Raw genomic sequence first — 23,202 nt, 5'->3', positions numbered from 1 at the left:
GCGGTTGTAACTTGGACGGCGCCTACTGGTGCTGACAACTGTGCTGGATTTAATGTTACTAGCTCGCACAATCCTGGAGATACCTTCCCGATTGGAACAACTACCGTAACCTATACCATTACGGATGCAGCTGGATTAACAAACTCTTGCTCTTTCGACGTGACTGTTAATGATACGCAAGCACCAATTTTTAACTCCTGCCCTCCTGGGGTTTCAATAAATAATGACCTTGGAATATGTGGTGCTATCGTTAATTATGTTATCCCAACAGCGACAGATAATTGTGGAACAGCCTCAGTAACTCAAACAGATACAACAGGTTTAACCACTGGAGATACATTTCCTATAGGAACAACAACTATAGAATATACTGCTGATGATGGCAATGGAAATACAACCATCTGTACCTTTACAATCACGGTTTCAGATAATGAATCACCAACAATAACATGTCCTGCAGATATTACAGTAAATGCCGATGCTAATTGCGAGGTAACAACTGTAACTTTAGGAACTCCAACAACAAACGATAATTGTGGTGTGGCAACCGTAACAAACGACTTAGCCGGACAATTACCGCTTCCTGTAGGGACACATACCGTTACTTGGACAGTTACAGATACAGCTGGCCTTACAGCAACCTGTACACAACAAGTAACTGTACAAGACATCACACCACCTGTAATTACCTGCCCAACTCCTAATGCTTTTTATAATACAGATGCTGGACAATGCGATGCAACATTAACTTTTAATGCTACTGCTACGGATAACTGTAATGGCTCTCCTATTATATCCTACGAAGTAGCTGGAACACCAATAACGTTTCCTTATGTTTTTGCTGTTGGAACCACTACTGTAGACGTGATTGCTGATGATGGCAATGGACTTACCTCTACTTGTAGTTTCAACGTTTTAGTAGAAGACAATGAAGCTCCAACAGCTGTTTGTCAAACCTTTACAGTCCCTTTAGATGCTTCTGGAAATGCGAGTATCGTGGCTTCTGATATAGATGGTGGCTCTTTTGATAATTGCTCGACAGTAACACTTAATGCTTCTCAAACAACTTTTACTTGTGCTAATGTTGGTACAAATAATGTAACACTAACAGTGACTGATGCTGCTGGAAACATATCAACTTGTAATGCCGTAGTAACAGTTTTAGATCATGTACAGGGAGCAACAGCTACAATTACTTCTAATCCAGTTTCACCAATCTGTCTGGGCGAATCAGTAACTTTTACTGCCACTGGCACTAATTTAGGTGCTAATCCGTCTTACCAGTGGTACGAAGGAGGTGCAGCTGTTGGTACAAATAGCGACACTTATATAACTACGGGTCTTACTAACGGTGAAAGTGTCTATGTAGAAATTACCTCAGGCCCATGTAATACGGTTACAATTAGTAATAGTATTGTTATGACGGTTAATCCGTTATTACCTGTAACATTTACTCTAAATGCATCAGCCAATCCTGCTTGTACTGGAGATAATCTAACATTCTTTGTAACGGGATTAACAAATGGAGGTGCTACACCAACTTATCAATGGTATGTAAACGGAACTCCTGTTGGTGGAAATACAAACTCTTACAGTTCAACAACTATTAATGATAATGATGTTGTTTCTGTAGATGTAACATCAAGTTTGGCATGTGCGAATCCTATTCCAGCTACTCAAAGCATACCTATGACTGTCAACCCTATTCCTGCAGTTACAGCATTGGCAAATGGCAGCAATACAGATATTACCATTTGTGAAGGTGATAACTTAACCTTGACTGGTAGCGGTGCTACAACTTATACTTGGGACAATGGTGTTACCAATGGTGTGACTTTTGTGCCTACTGTCGGTACACATACATACACCGTAACAGGTACAAGTAATACCTGTCAAGATACAGATACCATTACTGTAACTGTGACACCAAATGCTACAATTACACATAATTCAGGTGACACAGACCAACATGTTTGTGAAAATAACGGCGGCGATTATGTAACTCAACTTACTGTATCGACAATTACTTATACTATTTTAAATGCTACAACAGCATCTGTTACAGGATTACCTCCAGGAGTATCTTATAATTTTAATAGTGGAACTGGAATATTAACAATTAATGGAAACCCTAATGATGTAGCCACAACTACCACTTATAATTATACAATTTCAACAAATGGGTGTGGTACAGCTACTGCTTCTGGTTCAATAACTGTATATAATAACCCTGACTTGGGAACTCCATGGGGAGACAGATTTTGTCTTTTTGGGTGTACATATTGGATTGTAGGTGAATCATATATTTGTTTACCTACTGTAGAAACTTATTATGTTCATAATAATCCAAATGCTCAATATTATGAATGGCAAGTTCCAGCTGGCTGTACCATTATTAGTGGAGCAGGAACAAATGAGATTACAGTTCAATTTAGTAATACATATGATGGAAGTGGTAGTATAAGAGTAAGAGCAGTTAACCCATGTGATACTAGTAATTGGAGAAGCAAAAGAGTTAGAATAAACCCAATTCAATCTCTTGAACTAGATGCAGGTAATGATGAATTTGCCTGTAATAACGAAACTATTGATTTACAAGGATCTATTGTTGATAGCGATTTATTAATAAATGAAGTGTATTTAGAATGGGGTGATAATGGAGCTCCTGGAACGTTTTCAAATAGTACAAACAATGGTTTAAATATTCAATATACGCATCCTCCTGTTACAGAAATAACAACTGTAAATATTACTTTAACGGCATATTTTTTTAGTCTTCTTTGTTCAGAGGGAGTAACCGAACAGTTAACACTAACAATTTATCCAGATCCAACAGCATCAATAACAAGCCCTTCCCCAATTTGTGAAGGCGAAGATGTTGTTGTTACAGGAACACCTAACACGACTGTTTCGTATAACTTTAATGGCACACCAGCTGGAACTTTTCCAATTGATGCTAGTGGAACTGTAACATTTACAGGGTTAGGAGCTGGAACGTATACATTAACAAGTATTGAATATACCAATGCGCCTAATTGTCCTGAAAATATTAATAGTTCTGTAACCATTAACGAACCTCCAACAGTCACAGCTCCTGCAGATGTCACTATCTGTGAAGGAGATACTGTAGATTTAAGTGCTGCAACAATTGGTGGTACAAATTACGTGGGTACATGGACGACCTCTGGTAATGGAACTTTTAGTGGAAATACGTATACACCTCACGCGGCAGATATATTTAACAGTCCAATTACGTTAACTTATACAAACACACCTAGTGATGGTATATGCCCTGGCGTTAGCGATGATATGATTGTTACAATTAATCAAGCACCAACAATTTACGCTGGTGTAGATCAAACTATTTGTAACAGCGACACAGTTACCATGACAGCGAGTCTTGGTGGTTCTACAACTTCTGGTATATGGTCTGGTGGTATTGGTACGTTTAGTAGCAATGATCCAAATGCCACGTATACACCAGGTGTTGGAGAAACAGGAACGGTTGTTTTAACTTATACCAGTAACAATCCTGCTGGTCCTTGTAATTCAGCTATAGATACTGTAGAAATTACAATCGATCAAGGAGCAACAGTTGATGCTGGAACAGATCAAACAATCTGCGAAGGTGATACTGTAAGCTTGACGGCTAGTTTTGGTGGTTCTGCCACATCTGCTTCATGGAATACAAGTGGTAGTGGTACTTTTGCCGGAAACATCTATACACCTAGTGTTGCTGATATAAATAACGGTTCAGTTCTATTAACATATACAACAAATAACCCAACAGGTATTTGTAACCCTGTTTCAGATTCTATGCTAGTGACTATTAATCCGCAACCAACGGTAGATGTTGGTAACAACCAATCGGTTTGTTCTACAAGCACAAGTATTACAATGAATGCTATTCTAAGTGTAGGTGCAACTGCAACTTGGACTACTAATGGGGATGGTGGATTTAATAACAATAACACAAATGCTGTTTATACGTTTGGAACTAATGATATTGCCAATGGTTCGGTAACCTTAACTTACACAACCAACGATCCTGCTGGTCCTTGTATAGCTGCTGATGATAGTTTTACAGTTAATATTGTACCATTTATTACAGCTAATCCAACCTATACTTTTGCTACTAGTAACGGTGACTGTTCAGATACCGTTATAAATTTAAGTGCTGCTGGTACTGGACTCTGGTCTGCTGTGTCTGTGCCACCAGGAAGTCCATTTACTTTCTCAAGTACGACTAATCCAAACGCGACTTTTACAGGTGAAAGTGGGACTGAGTATAACCTGACTTGGAATGTAGATAATGCAGCTCCATGCGCTGATGATACTGCTACTATAAATGTGGTATTCACTGATTGTGGTAATCAAATAGATTTCGATGGAACAGACGATAGCGTTAATTTTGCTAATAATTATAACCTGCCTGCTAATTTTAGTATTGAAGCATGGATCAAACCAAATGTTATTAATGGGAATATTCAAACGATTTTATCTAAAAGAGAAGCAACAAATTTTGCAACGGGATACGATTTACGTTTAGTAAATAACAACATCATATTTAGAGCGAATGGGTCTGGTATTTCTACAGGAGGAATCACTGCTGATAGATGGTATCACATTGCTGTTACATACAATGGAACAAACTACACTTTGTATGTTGACGGAATTCAAAGAAATGCTAGTGCAGGTCCTATACCAACCGCAAACAATTTCAACATGTTGCTTGGAGCCATGTCTCGCACAAATAATACACCAACCAATTATTTTAATGGTTGGATGGACGAAGTACGTATTTGGAATACCAATTTAACAACGGCTCAAATTCGTCAAATGATGAACCAGGAAATTGAACCAAATGGTACTTTAGTTCGTGGGTCAATTATTCCTAGAAATATTTCTGGTTTAACATGGAGCAACCTAATAGCATATTACCAAATGAATCAAGGCTCAGCTGATATTGCTGGTGGTAACTTAAATCCTAATGCTGGAATTCCAGGTGTTTTAAGAAACATGAATTCTCTACAAGCCGAAACTGCACCTTTACCTTATGTAACAGCACAAGATGGTCCTTGGAATACGCCGGCTACATGGTTGAATAATAATGTTCAGCTATTACCAAATTCTGCTGGTATTAACTGGAACATTGTGAGGACAGAACATAACGTAACCTCTGGTAACAGAGCTACAACCCTTCTTGGCTTAATAGTGGATAGTAACAGATATACCATCAACAATGATCAAGTAATACGAGTGAATAACTACTTAAGAATAGACGGAGTGTTAGACCTTGAAGGCGAGTCACAATTACTGCAACCTACAGGTAGTATGGTTGATTATGCTGGAATTGGCGCTTTACATAGAGACCAACAAGGAACAAGTAACTTATACAATTATAACTATTGGAGTTCTCCAGTAAGTACAGATGGAAATACCTACCAAATTGGCGCAATTCATGATGGTGCTAATCCAGTAGGTTGGACTACTAACAATGATGCAACTGGTAGTACAAATCCAGTAACGCTAAGTAGCCGTTGGTTATATTTATATGAAAACCATCCAACAGGTGATTATGCCTCTTGGAATGATATTAATGAGACCTATCCGGTACCTGTTGGATTAGGCTTTACCATGAAAGGTAGTGGTGTTGGAGACCCTATAGCTGACCTTCAGAATTATACTTTTGTGGGGAAACCAAACAATGGAACCATTACCACGCCAGTTACTGGAACGAATCAAGCGTTGGTAGGAAATCCATATCCATCTGCAATCGATGGGTATCAGTTTATAATTGATAACGGTCCTACTGGAACTGCAAGTATTACAGGTCCTCTATATTTCTGGGAACACTCAAAAACCAACGGATCTCATATTACTACAGCTTACGAAGGGGGCTACGCAACCTATTCCTTATCGGGTGGTGTTGCAGCAACCTCTCCTCCTGTCGGTTTAGGTGGTATTGGAATGGTTGGAAAAATCCCAGGACAATACGTTCCAATTGGACAAGGTTTTTATGTGACTGGTGATGCTGATGGTGGAATGATCGAATTTAATAACAATCAACGTGCCTTTATTAAAGAAGCCCCTGGTACATCTGTTTTCTTAAGAACAGGTGACGAGGAAACCGTAGATCTAATAAAACGTGTACGCCTAAACTTCACATCCCCTGAAGGTGCTATCAGACCATTACTGCTAGCTTTCACACCTGACAATGAAGCAACAGAAGGCTTTGATTATGGCTACGATGCTAAAAACTCAGATGTTTTCCCTAGCGATATGTCTTTCATGATTGAAGATGAAAAATATGTCATTCAAGGAGTGGGTCAATTCAACGTAGATAATATGTATCCTGTAACCTTAGATTTAGGAACTTCCGGAACCATAGAAATTGCCTTGACAGAACTTGAAAACTTTGAAGATGACATAGATGTCTTTGTTTACGATTCTCTATTGGGAACTTACCATAGAATTAATACGGTTAATTACCAAATAGCACTAGATGCCGGGAGCCATGCAAACAGATACTTTATCGCCTTTAAAGAAGATGCGACTCTAAATACCGTGGATGAAGAATTCTCGAATGTGATAGTCAATTATTTAAATGCAACAAATGAAATCTATATAAATGTTCCAACATCTTTAGATATCAAACAAGTATATCTAGTAAACATGTTGGGACAAACCGTGAAGTCCTGGAATGCAACAAACGCACCTTTAGCTCATGAATGTAGATTGCCAGTTAAGAATGTTTCAGAAGGGAATTACGTTATTAAAGTAAGAACCTCTGATAACAGACTGATAAACAGAAAAGTGATTATCATGCAAAACTAAATGGTATGTTTAAATAAACAAATCCCCAACGACTCGCTCTTGGGGATTTTTTTATGTCTTGTCCTCAATGGCTACTGTGTGGCTTAAGTATGGCTCAAGTATAGATAATGTATGGAGAGTGTATGAAATTAAAATATAACAAAGTATATCAAGTGATTCTATAAAGAGCTGGAGTTTATTTAATAAGCCGTATGGATATATTAGCACGGGGTCAAAGTAAGAAATCATACCATAGGGACCATAGGGAAACCATAGGGAAACCATAGGGAAACCATAGGGAAACCATAGGGAAACCATAGGGAAACCATAGGGAAACCATAGGGAAACCATAGGGAAAAGTAAAACATATCTATATTAAATCAAGAAAAAAATATGTATTTCATCGATTATTTTAGTATTTCATAGATTATTTAGTATAAATCAGTATATTAGCAGTCCCAAATCTTATCAATTCATTTAAAACCTAACTAAAATGAATAAATTAACCTACTTATGTCTTATTGCATTGAGTGTAATCACTTTTGCAAGCGCCAGTCCTTTTTCAAACGAAACTACAACAGAAGCTTATGCATTTAATCAGGTACAACGGGTACGCATAGATTTTACTATGCCCAACGGTTATGTGCGACATTTATTATTAGGCTTTACTCCTAACAATGCTGCCACAGATGGTGTTGATTACGGATACGATGCCCTAAATGCGGATAACTTTCCAGACGATTTAAACTGGATGATTGAAAATCAACGCTATGTGATTCAAGGAGTTGGTGAGTTTCAAAACACCAAACAATACCCATTAGGGATGTTTATTTCTAATGCTGGCGACATAACAATTGCTTTAGATACTTTAGAAAATTTCGATTCCCAAATCCAGGTGTATCTATTTGATGCGCTAAATAACACTTATACCCTATTAAATGAAATTGATTTTGAAGCGTATGTTACAGAAGGAACACATTTAAATCGCTATTATATTGCTTTTAGAAACAATACAAATGGAATGGTTTATAACAGTGCTTCTCAACAACTTTCTATTTCTGAAAATGAAATTCAAGACACCTCAATTTCATATTTAAGAAAATCTAACGAAATTTATATCTCTTCCAACCAAAACATTTCTAAGTTGGAAGTATTCAATTTATTAGGAAAACGTATTCTGAATCAAGAAGATGTAAACACAAAAACATTCAGATTCCCAACCCACTTTACGAACGAAAATTACGGAATTGTTCGGGTACATACCAATCAAGGTACAACCAATAAAAAACTGCTCTTTAGGTAGTACAAACAATCATAATATAACTTTTTCCCTAAATTTTATTTTTAAAGGATAATCGGTTTTTCGATTATCCTTTTTTTTTACCTCATTAGTTCAGTCAAAAAAAGACGGCTATACTCTTAGCTATGAAGTTACTTAAATTCTTATTCCCGACTGACTTATATCATTTGCTACACAAAAGAATCCATCTACCTTTGAGACACCTATTTAATAGGTTCTGGTTTTGAAACAACTGTTTTAAATTACCTAGAAAGATTTTTTCTTCTTTATAAAGTCAAATTAAAAGAATATGGAATACAGACCTTTAACAGCATTATCAATTCACCTGGAAAGTCTTATAAAAGGTCGCTTATGGCTAAAAGTCATTATTGGATTGCTTCTGGGTGCTGCCGTTGGTGTTTTATTGAATCCATCAACCGGATTGGTTTCTGAACGTTTTGGTACATGGATAGCCAATTGGTTAGAGCTACCAGGACATATTTTTATGAGATTGATTCAAATGATAATGATTCCGTTAATTTTTGCCTCTATCATTTCTGGAATTGTTAGTAATACGTCTGATAATCTGAAAACTTTTGGGCTAAGATTATTTCTGTATTTTGTGTTTACAACAACCATTGCCATAATTATAGGACTCTCTATAACATACCTAATGAGACCAGGACAATATGTACTTTCTCTTGGTGGCTTTCCCATTAGTGGAGACGAACAAATCCTTCCAACGGAGCAAACCAGTCTCGTTGATAACATTCCAATGGCTATCTCCAACCTTATTCCCAATAACCCATTGGAATCTATTTTAATGGGAGAAATGTTAGGCGTCGTTATTTTTACCATCATCATTGGAATTGCTATAACCCAACTTCGTGACATTACAGCACAACCTATCATCCGATTTACAGAAGCTATTCAAAAAATATGTATGATAATCGTCTCTTGGGCAATGGAGCTTGTGCCTTTCGCTGTATTTGGCTTAATGGGCGCTTTACTCTCAAGAATTGGCGTTGGAATTTTTCTTGGGCTAGGATATTATATGGCCGTGGTAATCATTGGTTTAATCGTTTTAATGTCGTTTTATTTATTATTGGTTTTATTTATTGGTAAAAAAAATCCACTCAAGTTTTTAAAAGCCATCAAAGAGCCTCAATTATTAGCTTTCTCAACGGCTAGTTCTGCCGCTGTTATGCCAGTTTCAATGAAGACAGCTAACGAGAATCTTAAAGTCTCCTCCAATATTAGCGACTTTGTAATTCCAATTGGCGCAACTATAAATATGGATGGAACTGCCCTATTTCAATGTGTTACTACCTTATTTATGGCTCAAGCTTATGGTGTGGAATTATCCATGGTGAATTTAATTTTAATAACAGCAACCGTTGTTGCAGCATCCATTGGAACCCCAGCCATTCCGGGAGGAGGAGTTATTATTCTTGCTTCTGTATTGCAAAGCGCTGGTATTCCTGTAGATGGTTTAATTGTTATTATTGGAATAGATAGAATCCTAGGGATGTTTAGAACGGTAGTTAATGTGACTGGAGATCTTACAGCGTGTATTATTTTTAATAGATTCTATGGAAGTCATTCTGAAGTTCAACCCATAACTCCAGAACTAAAAACAGTCATGGTGAACGAAAAAAAACAATATTAATTTTTAATTCAAAATAAAATGAACACAACTCTAAAAAAAATAAAAAACATCTTTTCGGATAATTGTATTAGTATTATTATGAATACGCATAGAACAAAACCCGATTATTTAAAAGATGCGCTTCAGCTAAAGAATTTAATTAAAGATGCTGAAATCAGATTATTGGCAGACACCGGTAAAAAAACAGCACAAAACCTCATAGACAAAGTTCAAGCATTGGCAGAACAAATAGATCACAGTCATAATCTGGAAAGTTTAATCTTTTTTGTGAATGAAAATGTGGCAGAATACACAAGACTTCCTATTCAAGTTGTAGATCGTGTGGTTATAGACAACACTTTTGCAACCCGGGATTTGGTAAGAGCCATGCACTATGAAGCCAATTACTATGTATTAGTTTTAAGTCAGGAAAAAGTCAGACTTATTGAAGCTTCAAATGATAAAGTGGTAAAAGAATATTCCAAGCCGTTTCCTATGGAAAACAAACAGTTTTATTCTAGAAGCAAACCAGAATCTTCCATAGCTTCCCGTCAATCAAATTTAATTGCTGAGTTTTTTAATCAGGTAGATAAAGAGTTAAATATTATTAGACAGAGTAATCCACTTCCTGTTTTAATCTGTACCGTAGAAGAAAATTATCCAGAGTACATAAAAATCGCTGATCAGAAACAAAGCATTTATGAGGTATTTCTTAATAAGAATAGAATCCTTGAAAAGGATCATGCTATTATCAGCGAAGCATGGAAACTTGTAGAATCTCACACAATAACACAAAATAACAAGAGAAAGTCTGAACTACTAAAAGCTGTTACCGAAAACAAATTTTTAAGTGATACCAATGAAATCTGGAAAGCAATTATTGAAGGAAAAATTCAAACACTTTTTATTGAACAAGGGTTATTCCAACCGGCGATCATAGAAAATGATGAAATCATCTACGTTTCAGATATACAAAAAAATAATAATGAGCTTATTGATGATATTTACGATGAATTAATAGAATTAAACATGAGTTACGGTGGAGATGTGGTATTTCTCCCAAAAGGCGAATTGACAAAATTTAATGGTTTTGGTGCCATAACCCGTTACTAAATATGCTGTTAGATTTTAAATATCATGAAGAAATGCAAACTTTTAAAATATCTTTAATATGAAGACACAAAAAAAATTCATAGTGATTACTGGAGGAGCTGGAGGCATTGGCCAAGCTTGTGCTAGAGCATTTAAAAACAATCCATTAATTATTACGGACTACTCTCAAGAGAAAGTAGACAATACGGTTACAACCCTTTCTAAAGAAGGTTACGAAGCCATAGGAATAGCCTGCGATATTACCGACAAAAAAGACGTAGAAAAACTTGTGGAATTTGTTTTGGAAAGAGGAGTGCTACAAGGCCTGATCCATACCGCTGGAGTAAGTGGCACAGTACAAGATCTAAAAAAAGTATTTACTATAGATTTAGTAGGTACAGATATTCTAATAGATGCTTTTTATAAAATAGCGACTAAAAATTCTGTAGCTATTTTATTATCGTCCATGATGGCACATGTAATTCCTGCTAACGAAGCTTACGATCCAGCGCTAGAAAATCCGCAAGCTCCAGGTTCTTTTGAAACGGTAAGTAGGTTTGTAAATGGAAGTTCAGATGTCATGTATAATTTTGCTAAACGTGGGGTTCTCCTACTCTCACATAAAAATGTTACTAAATGGGGAGAAAAAGGAGCTCGAATAGCAACCATATCTCCAGGAGTTATTGAAACTCCCATGGCTTTAAAAGCAGCCGAAGAACATCCAGAACGAATGGAAAAGATTAAACAAGCCACACCTCTTAAAAGACATGGGAAACCAGAAGATATTGCTGATGTTGCTGCCTTTTTAGTGAGCGATGCTGCACGTTTTATTACTGGAACAGACATTTTGGTAGATGGAGGCGTACTCCATAATTTAAAAAAAATGAATCACGGATAGTTCTAGCATAGAAGAATAAAAATCACTCTACTTATCTAGTCGAGTGCTATTAAGACCTCTTTAGTGATTTTTCTCACTAAGGAGGTCTTAAGCTTTAATTAAAAGGTATAGAAGTTGTCAGTTTCAACATGCTTCTACTTAAATCGAATAACCATTTTAGTTGCTCCCAAACTAAATGCGCTTCTTGATTATGTCGTTCTAAATGCTTGTCATCAGTAACTAAAAAAGTCATTTTCTTTTCTAATTCTTCATTTAAACGAACCTGTTCATCTAAAATTTTAAATGGTTTGCTAGAATCTACTTTGTTTAATGACACTAAAACCAAACTTAAATTATAATCTATCTGATGTGTTACTTCTTTAAACAACTCCGAAGCCTCAGAAGTAGGATGGTTTTGAATATAAGTGCTCAAGGAAGCTAAGGAAGATAAAAACGTATGGTTTAACTCGACTAACTCATAAGTTTTATCTAAATATTTTTGTTTCGATTTGGGTTCCTGAGCCATTCGCTGAAAGGCTGAATTTAAATTTGACGTCTCTAAAAAAGCTGTTTTCCTAGCTATTTTATATGCAGTAGGGACTTGTCCTTTCTTTTCATAATACAAACTAATCTCCTTTAAAAAATCTTTATTAGCCGCAACGCTCGTTTCAATATGTTCCCGTATTTCAAGAAAACTCCAGGCTGGCCAAAGAAATAACATAGCTATAAAAGACAAGGCAGCACCAAGAACCGTATCTATCACGCGATATTGAATAACGGCCGAAATATCGGGTTGAATAATAGCATAAATAAAAACAACACTTAAAGTTATAAAGGTTGCAGAAGCCTTATAGTTTCTTTGCACCATAGAGAAAGCTATAATTAAAGACCCAACTCCTAAAGCACCATAAACAACTGGATTTTGAATTAAAAAAACCACCCCATAAGCAAGAGCTCCTCCAATAAGTGTACCTATAATCCTATCCTTCGAACGTGTTTTTGTTAGACCATAACTAGGGCGCATGATTACAATAATGGTTAAAAGAATCCAATACGGGTTTTGAAAATCGAAAAAGGTTCCCAACACATATCCTATTACTACAGTAGTAGCCAGGCGCAAAGAGTGTTTAAAGATGTTAGATTTAAAACTTAAATTTCGCAATAGTATTTTAGGATCATAATCTTGTGAAATGATAAAACGCTTTGACTCATTACTATCAATAAAATCTTTCACTTCAATATCTGGATTCCCTAAAAGCCATTTGATTCGTTTAATCTTAATAAATTGCTTTTCTTGATATTCCAGTAGATTTTGTAACATTATATATCCCTCATAATCTGTTTTATCTTCAGATGTCTTAAGTAAGTCAACTTCTTTTTTTAGTTGTTCAAAACAAACACTTAATCTATTGGTTTTAGGTAGTTTTTTAATATCATTTCCTGCATCAGCCACTTGTTTTAACTGTTTGGCTATTTCAAAAATAAAATCTTGAAAGCTTTTTATATAATTGGGATGTTTCTTTAGAAAAACATCCATCTTTTCATAATTTACGGGATTTGCAACAGCAGCCTCTAATATTTCAACCAGCTGCACAAAGATTAATAAACGTTTCCCTTTATAATGTGATAATCCAGTTTTTTTTCTAGACTCAATTAAAATTTCTCTTAAACTAGCATGATGCTCAACAAGTTCGGCTTGTAAACCTAATAGTTTTGCCTGTAAACTATCTCGGTTAGGTTGTGGACCTACTAATTTGCCTCGAGTTTCAAGAAATTCGGCAGTCAGAATAAAAGTATCAGATAAAATTTCTTCAGTTTGGGCTTTTGGATTTATATAGTGCCAGACTACCACTAATAATAAATACCAAAGTCCACCTACTCCAATCAAAAAAGCATATTGATAAATTTCCAATTCTTGACTTGTGTGAGCAAAACTTAACACCAATGCCAATAACCCTGAAAAACTAATTAAGGAAGCTCGAAATCCATAAATAGAAATAAAAGCAATACTGAAAGTAAGAAGCCCTAAAACGGGAATTATTAACCATGTTTGATAATGTAAGTATCCTCCCAGAAAACTCACAATCATAATTAGTAATGCAGAAAATAAAATTCCATTAACTTTATGAGTTAGTGTTCCGCTAACATCACTAGGAGAACACCAAAAAGCTCCAAAACAAATAGCTAGTCCAATATCTAAATGATCAAAAAACAGCCCTAAAACTATAGGTACCGTAACTGCAATTCCAATCAAAACAGCTTTTGAGAAATCGTTGCTTTTAAAAAACTGTAAAAGCTGCTTATAATTTTTAGAGATAATCTGATTGACTTGACCCAAACTTATGTATTAAGTTCGTAAAGGTACAATTTAGCAAATAAATGAAGGCTTTTTTTTAAATGAAGAAAAAGAATTCAAAATTGGAAAACATCCAGTTTATAACAAAAAAATGATAGATTTTAAGATAAAAAAACTTATCATTTTCTGTACTTTAGCTTATTCGAATAATAAAAAAACACATGTTTAGACATCAAGGTAAAAGTCGGACCTTAAAACACAACATCCATCTTGCAACGGTATTATCATTTGTTGCTGGTTTAGTTAATGTAACTGGCTTTTTATCTTTTAAGCAATTAACAACAAATGTTACGGGGCATTTTGCTCTTTTTGTAAACGATGTATCTAATTTTGAATTCTGGAAAGGCACTATTTACTTTTTGTATATCTTTTCGTTTTTACTAGGCTCGTTTTCATCTGCTTTTTTACTAGAGAAGTTTAACGAGACCAAAAAAATGAATGTATTTGCTCTCCCCACAATTATTGAGTCTCTCATTTTAATAAGTATTGCAACTTTAAGCCATTTTACGGGCCTTCTTCATCCAAATACCATCATCTGCTTGTTACTTTTTTCTATGGGACTTCAAAACTCCTATGTAACAAAAATCTCAAATGCTGTGGTTAGAACCACACACTTAACCGGACTATTTACTGATTTAGGGATCGAACTGTCCCAATTATTATTCCCAAAAACAACACTACAAAGAGCGAGTATTAAAGCTACAATTAAATTACGGATTTATATTATTTGTTTTTTCTTTTTAGGCGGACTTGCTGGTGGCTTTTTCTTTTCCAGATTAGACTTAGGACTAAACACCTTACTTATTGGAGCTGCTGTTTTATTGATGAGTTTATTTTACGATGATCTTAGGTTCTGGTTGCTTGTATCTAAAAGGAAACATAGAAAAACATAAATGTAAAACAACTTTAAGGCTATATCTATTTTAGAAGTAAAAAACATATAGCCTTGGTTATAGAATTACTCTTTTACATATACCAGGTGGGCATCTTCTTTTACAGTATAGTATTCTACACCATTGTAGAATTCAATTTCAAAGAAATCCGGAAGTTTCACTTTTAATTGGTTTCCAACAATGTTGCCTACAAAATCAAAACTACCATAAGATACACTGATGGTCTTATCGTTTTGAGTCCAATTAGTTTCTACGTCAAAGCCGTCTAAACATGTGTAAACATAAGTGTAATCATCAGGTGCAGTAACCTCTGGAGAAATATCCGTTAATGCGGTTACAACACGCGCAGAGCCATCGGCGTTTAATTGTACAAAATCATTATCGTAGCAAGGTGTTTCATCATACAGATTTGTATCTGATATCCCATCACCATTAAAATCGAAGGCTGTTTCTATATGTAACGAAACCAGTTTCCAAGTTCCTTCTGGAGTCACTTCCATTGGTGCTCCATCATCGTCATCAGATGAGCAAGACATTAAAACTAAAAGACAGGTAAAAACGATTGAAAGATTAAATTTTGTTGTCATAATTGTATTGGATTTTAAAAGGTTTCAATATGCCATCGAAACTTTATAAGAATGTCATCACAATCAATTAAAAATTAGCTATAACTTTTACTTTTCCAATCTTAGCTTGGTTTTTCACAGATAATACTTGTTTACTAATTGTCTTTATTTAATTAACAACTCAGCCAGATTACTCCACGGCTCTCTGGACAGCGTTTATAAACTCTGTACGAGCTGCAGTTAGTTCTTCTGAACTTGCTTTTGGCCAGGCCGCCATTTGAGCAATTACAAGGTTTTTACTAGGATCAACATAAATCATCTGTCCAAAAATACCAACAGCTGCATAGCTCCCATTATTTGAGCGCCACCATAAGTAACCATATCCATCACCTTCTTCATTTGTTTTATATAAAACAGATGTGGCATCTTTTAGCCATTCTTCTGAAATAATTTGATCATCGCCTAACTTACCTTGTTGTAACATTAAACTCCCCAAGCGTGCAAAGTCTCTTAAACTGGCAGACAATCCACTTCCACCAATATTTAAATTACTGCATTCGTCGGCAAGCCAATAAGCACAATGCTCCATGCCTAATGGTTTCCATATTTTTTCCGAAAGGTATTCAGCTAAACTTTTACCTGTAGCTTTCTGAACCAAAATACCTACTAAATCGGTTTCTCCGGTACTGTAATTCCATGTAGAACCAGGTTGGTGTGCAAATTCTAATGGCTTCATATAGGTTAAAATATGCGACTCTGTTCCGTTACAAGGCTGTAAATACATTTGAGCCACATCTGAATTATGGTCTACATAATCTTCGTTCCATTCAATACCGGAAGTCATAGTTAATAACTGACGAACACTTACTTCTCCGTAATCATATCCATTTAAATCGGTAATATATTTTTTTAAGGGATCGTCTATACTTTCAATAGCACCTTCTTTCAATGCCACTCCCACTAACATGGAAGAAACCGATTTTGCCACAGAGAAAGAAGTCCATAAAGTTTCCTTATTAATTCCTGGAGCATACTTTTCTAATTTGATAGTATCATCCTGTATCACAATCACTCCTTGAACGTTATTGTTGTTCATATAAGAAGTTAATGTGGTATTATTTTCCCATTGTGGAATTATATTTTCAGTTTTTTCGAATGCAGAACTTTGTGCAGCTGCTGCAACAGGAATACTTGGAAAAAGTTCCTGCATGATTGGAAAACGTCTTTCTTTTTCTTCCTGGGACCAAAAGAGCAGGCTTTCAAGTTTTTGTCCCATAGTTGTTCCTGGAATATTAGCTATTTCAATACTTTGATCTTTTGTTTCAAGTATTTCGCAATTTTGGGCAGTACCAAAAAGTGTTGAAAAAGCCAAAATTACGGTGAATAGTATGTATTTGTAATTGATCATTTTTACTGAAATTTTATTGTTTAGAAGTTTTATTGTTTAAATAAGCAAGTATAATTACTTAATCTCTTAAGGAACTTACACTTAAATTATTAGCAACAGATAGGCTTAATACTGCCTATTTATAAGGCGAAAGTAAAACAAATTAGTGCGAAAAGAAATAATATTAAGCTTTGTTTAATGGTGAGTATATATGTACTAATTTATAAACATTTAGCCACTTTGCACTTGACTTTAAAACCCGAAGCCAAGCCCAAAAGCAATACGCATACCATCTACAGAATGAAAAGCACCTAAATTAGCAGATATAAGATCTATGGCATTAATAAAGACACCTCCACCATAAGAGTTATGCCATTTTTTAGAGCTATCATCTTCCAGCCAAACACGTCCGTAATCAAAACTTCCATACATTCCTATTTTAATAGGGATAAGAGGCGTTTTTAAACTACTAAAACTATAGCGTAAATCTGTGTTTTGATACAGGGAGTTTTTAGCTGTGAATCTTTGGTTTCTAAATCCACGAAGTCCGTCTTCTCCCCCAATTGAAGCGGCTTGATAAAATTCAAAACCATCACCAAAGTTTATATGAGTTTTGACCTTAGAGGCTAAAACTAATCGCCCTGAAGGAATTAATTTTCTTGCAATTCCTAATTCCGAAATAAGATAGCCAAAACTACGGTTGCTTACTTTTAAATTATCTTTATATCCTGCTTCAAGCGAAAAAATCAAACCATTGGTTGGATAAGCCGAATTATCGTAATTGGAGTAATCAAATTTAGCGTTAATCCCTATAAAATGTTTTTCATCAAATAATTGCTTTGGTAGAATAATATCATCCGTTACATAACGATTATCTGTATTATCAATTTCATAGATTTCATAATTTACTCCAAAATGAATGATGCTTCCCCGTTTTGAATTCCATATTAACTGAGGACTTATAGTAAACATTTTAGTTTTAACTCTGTTATAATCCATTCCAAAGTTATCGTCGAAGTTTTTGGTTTCGTTACCATAGCCGAAGAAATTAACACTATAATTAGGACTTTGGAAATGAGACTCTAAACCAAAGTTAAAATCCCCAACAACATTTGCAAACTCTCCTTGATAGTTTAGTTCAAAACCATTGGTTGCAAAGTAATAGGCTCCTTTTAATTTGTGTTGCGATGTAAACGGGTTTCGTTCAAATCCGTAAACCGTATAAGTGTTAGAAAAGCCTAATTTGAAACCATCATCTGGATTAGCTCCTAAAAGAGGAAGAAACTGATTGGTATTATTTCTTACTTTTCTGTAGTCGTACACATTGGTATTATAGTCGTCTGTTAATCTAATTCTTGCTTTATTTGCTTGGATTATATTATTTTTCTTTGACTTATAATCGTAAATAACAATGTTTTTACCATGTTCTACTTTATAGTCGTCATTATTTTGTCCGCCAATTAAACGGATTTTGATTTTAGAAATTTTCCCTTGAACTTCAAAGCTATCGGTATCATCTAAACCGTAAATCCAGATCTCTTTAGTTGTGTTAGGTTGATAAACTTTATAATGAAACCGATCTTTTATTGTATCCTTTTTTTTACGATATACAGACACTTCTACAGCTCCTTTTTCTATGGCTTTAACAAGAATATAATCATCTTTATTTGTAGCGGTTATGACGGCATTTTTACTAATTACCTTAACATATCTATCAGATATTTCTTGTAAATTCTTACGTCTATCTTTTAATATGGTTTTAATTTTTACAAGTGTTTTAGCATCTATTTCTTTCGGCATATTTTTAAAAGCCTGATCTATCACCTCATCTGTTATCTGAGATTGGATTAATTGTACTTGCTCATCCCAAATTGATTTATTTGATTCAGAAATGAATGCAACATCTAACGGAAATCCTGAAATATTAAAGCCTTTAACATCTTTTAAATTCGGTTCGTATTTTCTAAACTTTCTAGCGGCTGGAACCAGAGTAACTGCTGTTCCAAACAAAAAGCCCTCAGACATTTTGGAGAAGGCTAAGTCTCTATCTCTTGGCAAAGGCTTATAAACTGTTTTATTGTCTTTTTCAAAAACCATCCAACGCCATTGGTCTTGATGTCTATCGGCATCTCCAATTAGCATATCGAACAGTCGCGCTTTTATAAACTCTGTTTCATCAATAACTTTAGATTCATCACTCAATACCTCATCCAACATATCAACCGTACTAACAATCTCTCCTGTAAAACGTCCAGTTCCCAATTCTAAATGTCCATCGGAAGCATGTTCTTCAAAAAGATACAGTTCATCTCCAAAATCTTTATTAAAACTCCCTAAAGCATCCTGCTTGGGAATATAATATAGTCTTGGGTTTAGGTGCGCTAAATTAATAGCATCTGATAATGTAGCAAGTGCAAAAGGTGCATAAGGATAAGCACCCGTAAAAACATCTTCAATTAAGGCTTCGGAAGCCGTGTCTTGAAATTGTCCTTCTACATATTGGTCTTTAAATATAGCAGCCTGTAAGAATTGATTTGCTTGCTTTTTCATGGCACGCATCACATAGCGTGTGCCATCAGAAGTTTTTAAATGTAAACTCTTAGACTGTGTCCCTCCTCCTTTTCTAAAGGGTTTTAATCCCCCCATTAAGGTATCTAAATAAACAACCGGAGCAGAAACAAGGGTACTATAATCTTCCCGATATCTTTTTCCCCAAAGAAACTTATGAAAACTAGATTTATTTGTTTCTTCTTTAGTGTAAATAGATGCGTTTATCGAGTCTGAAGTTAATTTAGGGTATTGTACTTCTGAAATACTTTCAGGTTCTTTTATTTGCTTAAAAAATTCTACTTCTTCAGTATTTGAATTTACAAACTGAACATTTACAGCTCTATCTTTAGAAATATTTAGAACCGCATAACCTGGAACTGAATGTCCGTAATTATCAGGGTCACGCATTCTAATAGCTGTTGTTTTAGATCCAGCACCGCTTATAATCTGTACAATATTATCAAATTCTAGATACTGTAAACTGTGCTCATGACCGGAAAGAAAAATAACGTTTTCATTTTGCTGAGCTGCAGTTATTAAGTTTTTTCTTAAATCGTTATAAAACTGATTTGATAGATCGGCATTAACTATCCCACTGGTCGACCTAATAACGTTTTTAATGGTTCCAAGAACGGGTATCGGACTCATGTGTTCTTTAACATCATAGCGTCCATTATGTGGACCTTCACTATACATGGGGTGGTGAATGGCAACTAAAGTTATTTTCCCTCTAGCTTTTTTTATTTCACTCCTAAATTCATCCAGAAAATCTTCCCGAGTTTTTAATTCGCATTTTTCATTAATAGTTGGGTGATTATTCCAATTAGTAATATACCAATGCGAGTCTACTATTAACAATACCGTATCGTCATTTAATTTGACTCTTTTAAAAGCACAGCCATTTTCTGGTTGAAAGGTGTTTTTTCCTAAAGCTGCTTCCACCATTTTCTCTTGCAGTTTTAAGCCTTTTAAACCGCTATACCAATCGTGATTACCAGGAACAAAATACACCTGTCCAGGAAAAGTTTTAGCCACATCTAATTGTAAGTTTAAAGCAGTTTCTGCGTCTTTAATAGCCTGTTCGCCTTTTAAAGGAATTCCTTTAGGATAGATATTATCTCCTAAAAATAAAAGTAAATCGTTTTTATCTGCCTTTTTAAATTGGCTTTGTAATTTTCCTAAAGTTATAGGCGGACTACCATCTTCATTGGGCATGCCTCCATCGCCAATTAAAAAAACATTAGTTGTTTCCTTATTAATTTGCTGTAGTTCTGGTTTACTATTATCTGTATTATGTGGATTATAAGTAGCACAGCCACTTAGAACCAGTAATATAATTATAGAATTAACTAATATGTATTTTTTCATTTTATAACTCTATGTTATTAAACTGCTTGTATGTCTTCAAGGGTGAATATATCGGATACTTTTTGTAATTCTTTATTTAAATCTACACGAATAGCTTTTAAACCACTTGCTCCTTGCAGTTCTTCTAATTCCAGTAACTCTATGTTTTGTCCGACATAGTTTTTTGCTTGTAAAAACTCAAAATAAGATAAATACTCACGCTCAATTTCTTTACTAGAATAAACCACACACAGCTTATGGGCTTGTGTTAAACGTTCGTTGGTGTTTTTTATATGTGCTTTATCTATACGTTTTTTTATCATTTCAAAACGCACATTATAAGCTCCGTCAACATCAAACTGTTTTTCGTCCATTCTATAGCGAATGCTAATAGGCTCATTATAAGCTAAGATTAAAGATGCCACTTCTAATTGCAACGGAAACTCTTTTTGTTTTTCATAATACATGGCTTCCATTTCGCAAGTTACCTGAAGCTGCCACAAACGCAAATTGTATAAAACTGTTGGATGATAGTGGAATTGCTTTGTAATAGATTGCCCGACATATAGATTGTGTTCCACACCATCTGTTTTAAATTTCTCAAAATAATGAGGGAAAATAGCCTGCGCTTTTATTTGTTGTTTTTCTAAAAATGTAGCCAATGCTTCATTTCCCATTTTTATTGTCTCATCATGTGATTTTCTGGCGAGATATAAGCTGTTAGTTGTTTTATCTAGGGATTTTAAAAATTCTTCTAGCTCTATTTTATTTTTTGAATTATGCAGAAAATGTTCAAATAAAGGGATGAGTTGCTTTTCAAAGAACAGACTGATTTCATGTTCTGAATTGGTAGTAAAGTTATCGTTCAAGCTTGCTAGGTAATTATCTATTTGAAAAATTAATTGCTCGTAAAACGGTAAGTTTATTTTAGTTCTACCTATAAGTAGTTTTTTACTAATTTCTAACTGTTTTGTTAAATCTAATTTAATGGCTTCGTTTCTGGCATTTGATGAACCAACTACATCTACTTGTCCAAAAAGAGGAACCACATCTTTAAATACAATTTCATGAAACACAGGGTTTTCCCCATAGTTTCTTTCTTGTATATATTGTCTAGCTTCTTCTTGAAAACGCCATTCTACAGAAGGATGAATAGCAGTACACTCCTGCTGTATAACAGCACTTATTTCATTTTGATATTCCGAATATGTCCGTCTAGAATAACTTAAAATAAACGGCATAATAGCATCCAACTTAACCATATTAATGGCATTTAGCTGGTTTGGCTTAAAAGCTGCCAATTCTACTATAAAACCAAGCTCTCCATTAATTGGAATAGGAATTAAAGCCGCACTTTTTAATCCTCTATCTAACAAAATCTTACTTAATCTATTGCCATTGGTTTGCTTGTGATAGGTTTCTACATTTGAAATAATTACTGGTTTACAATCTTTAAATAAACCGTTATTAATATGATTACAAGCATACTTTCCAACACCAACTTTTTCGTTTGGTAAAATGGTTAACATATCGAAACTTCTATCAAAAGGTGGCGTAATTACATTATCTGCTACACTATAGCTACCAAGTTGTAAATCTGGAATATTAAATATGCGTCTAATATCTTCCATTAGATATTGGAAGCTTTCTGTATTAGGTTCAATTAAATGGGTCTTAAAATCGTCTATACGCTCGTCTAAAGAAGTATCAAAAAGATTTACTATTCCAAATCCTTCAATGGTCCAGGAGTTTTTTGGAAAATACTTCTCCCAAACTTCAACTTTATCTGCATTAGTTAATAATTCGTCTAAAATTTCTTTTGTAATTTCTATGGCATTTTTATTCGGATAGATATCAATAAAATCGGCATTAAAAGCTACACGGTATCTTTTTCTTTCTCCATTCTTATCAGTAATAGACAGGGTTTTAGGTCTTTCAAAATCTACTTGATATTTATAATAAACATTTAATATAATGGCGTATATAAATAAGTCGAAAGAATCTTCATAATCTTTATACAGGTCAATAAATATATTTTCGTCTGTATTTGCCTTATTAATAATATTTTGAAGTCTGGAACTACAATAAAATATCTCATTAGTATAAGGAGTTACAGCTGCCTTAATTTCATTGTTTGTTAAGGTTGTTGGGAAAACAAAAGACATTAGCTGATCTAGAACAGCTGTATTATTCTGGATATCTTCTTTTAAGTCTGTTCCGGTTATTAACTTAGGATGCTGAGTAAAAAGCTCTAAAGCTTGCTCCGCTTGCTTCTGAACACTTAAGTTATTAGAGGCCAATAAGGCTTCAAATTTCTCTTTTAATAAGCGAAAAGAAATAATTACTTTAAAAGGACCCTTATCTCTTATTTTCATTGGTTTGTTTTTATTA

At 34.7% G+C, this 23,202-nt stretch carries 11 protein-coding genes; 6 read left to right on the top strand and 5 right to left on the bottom strand.

Annotated features, from left to right (window positions below; all coding sequences use genetic code 11):
• The 5 genes from OS191_RS03765 to OS191_RS03745 form a co-directional block, all read left to right on the top strand.
• Window positions 1-6,837, top strand: a 6,837-nt coding sequence (locus OS191_RS03765) for a DUF8693 domain-containing protein (RefSeq protein ID WP_267154381.1), incomplete at its 5' end; no start/stop codon positions are given.
• A gap of 472 nt (window positions 6,838-7,309) precedes the next feature.
• On the top strand, window positions 7,310-8,119 hold the full coding sequence (locus OS191_RS03760) for a DUF8693 domain-containing protein (RefSeq protein WP_267154380.1): 810 nt from the start codon (window positions 7,310-7,312) through the stop codon (window positions 8,117-8,119).
• Between the two features lie 286 nt (window positions 8,120-8,405).
• Window positions 8,406-9,764, top strand: a complete 1,359-nt coding sequence (locus OS191_RS03755; protein ID WP_267154379.1) for a dicarboxylate/amino acid:cation symporter — start codon at window positions 8,406-8,408, stop codon at window positions 9,762-9,764.
• Between the two features lie 18 nt (window positions 9,765-9,782).
• Window positions 9,783-10,856 (top strand): AOC03_06830 family ribosome hibernation factor, encoded by a 1,074-nt coding sequence (locus OS191_RS03750; protein WP_267154378.1) that lies wholly within the window; start codon window positions 9,783-9,785, stop codon window positions 10,854-10,856.
• 58 nt (window positions 10,857-10,914) lie between these two features.
• Complete coding sequence (locus OS191_RS03745; RefSeq protein ID WP_267154377.1) at window positions 10,915-11,733, top strand: SDR family NAD(P)-dependent oxidoreductase; 819 nt, start codon at window positions 10,915-10,917, stop codon at window positions 11,731-11,733.
• 94 nt (window positions 11,734-11,827) lie between these two features.
• Here the strand turns inward: OS191_RS03745 and OS191_RS03740 are convergent, their stop codons facing one another.
• Complete coding sequence (locus OS191_RS03740) at window positions 11,828-14,050, bottom strand: FUSC family protein (protein ID WP_267154376.1); 2,223 nt, start codon at window positions 14,048-14,050, stop codon at window positions 11,828-11,830.
• A 179-nt stretch (window positions 14,051-14,229) separates the two neighbouring features.
• On the opposite strand from OS191_RS03740, the gene OS191_RS03735 reads away from it, so the two are divergent.
• A complete protein-coding gene (locus OS191_RS03735; RefSeq protein ID WP_267154375.1) occupies window positions 14,230-14,961 on the top strand; it encodes a YoaK family protein in 732 nt (243 codons plus the stop codon).
• Between the two features lie 65 nt (window positions 14,962-15,026).
• On the opposite strand, the gene OS191_RS03730 is transcribed toward OS191_RS03735, so the two are convergent.
• The 4 genes from OS191_RS03730 to OS191_RS03715 all read right to left on the bottom strand — a co-directional run bounded on the left by OS191_RS03730 (window position 15,027) and on the right by OS191_RS03715 (window position 23,186).
• Window positions 15,027-15,548: a hypothetical protein gene (locus tag OS191_RS03730; RefSeq protein WP_267148220.1), complete on the bottom strand. Its 522-nt coding sequence runs from the start codon at window positions 15,546-15,548 to the stop codon at window positions 15,027-15,029.
• A 169-nt stretch (window positions 15,549-15,717) separates the two neighbouring features.
• On the bottom strand, window positions 15,718-16,935 hold the full coding sequence (locus OS191_RS03725) for a serine hydrolase domain-containing protein (RefSeq protein ID WP_267154374.1): 1,218 nt from the start codon (window positions 16,933-16,935) through the stop codon (window positions 15,718-15,720).
• A gap of 231 nt (window positions 16,936-17,166) precedes the next feature.
• A complete protein-coding gene (locus OS191_RS03720) occupies window positions 17,167-20,832 on the bottom strand; it encodes a metallophosphoesterase (protein ID WP_267154373.1) in 3,666 nt (1,221 codons plus the stop codon).
• 17 nt (window positions 20,833-20,849) lie between these two features.
• A complete protein-coding gene (locus OS191_RS03715; protein WP_267154372.1) occupies window positions 20,850-23,186 on the bottom strand; it encodes a hypothetical protein in 2,337 nt (778 codons plus the stop codon).
• Window positions 23,187-23,202: the final 16 nt, after the last annotated feature.

The organism is Xanthomarina sp. F2636L, assembly GCF_026410195.1.
Taxonomy (GTDB): Bacteria; Bacteroidota; Bacteroidia; order Flavobacteriales; family Flavobacteriaceae; genus Xanthomarina.
This window is presented reverse-complemented; position numbering and strand designations above follow the sequence as displayed.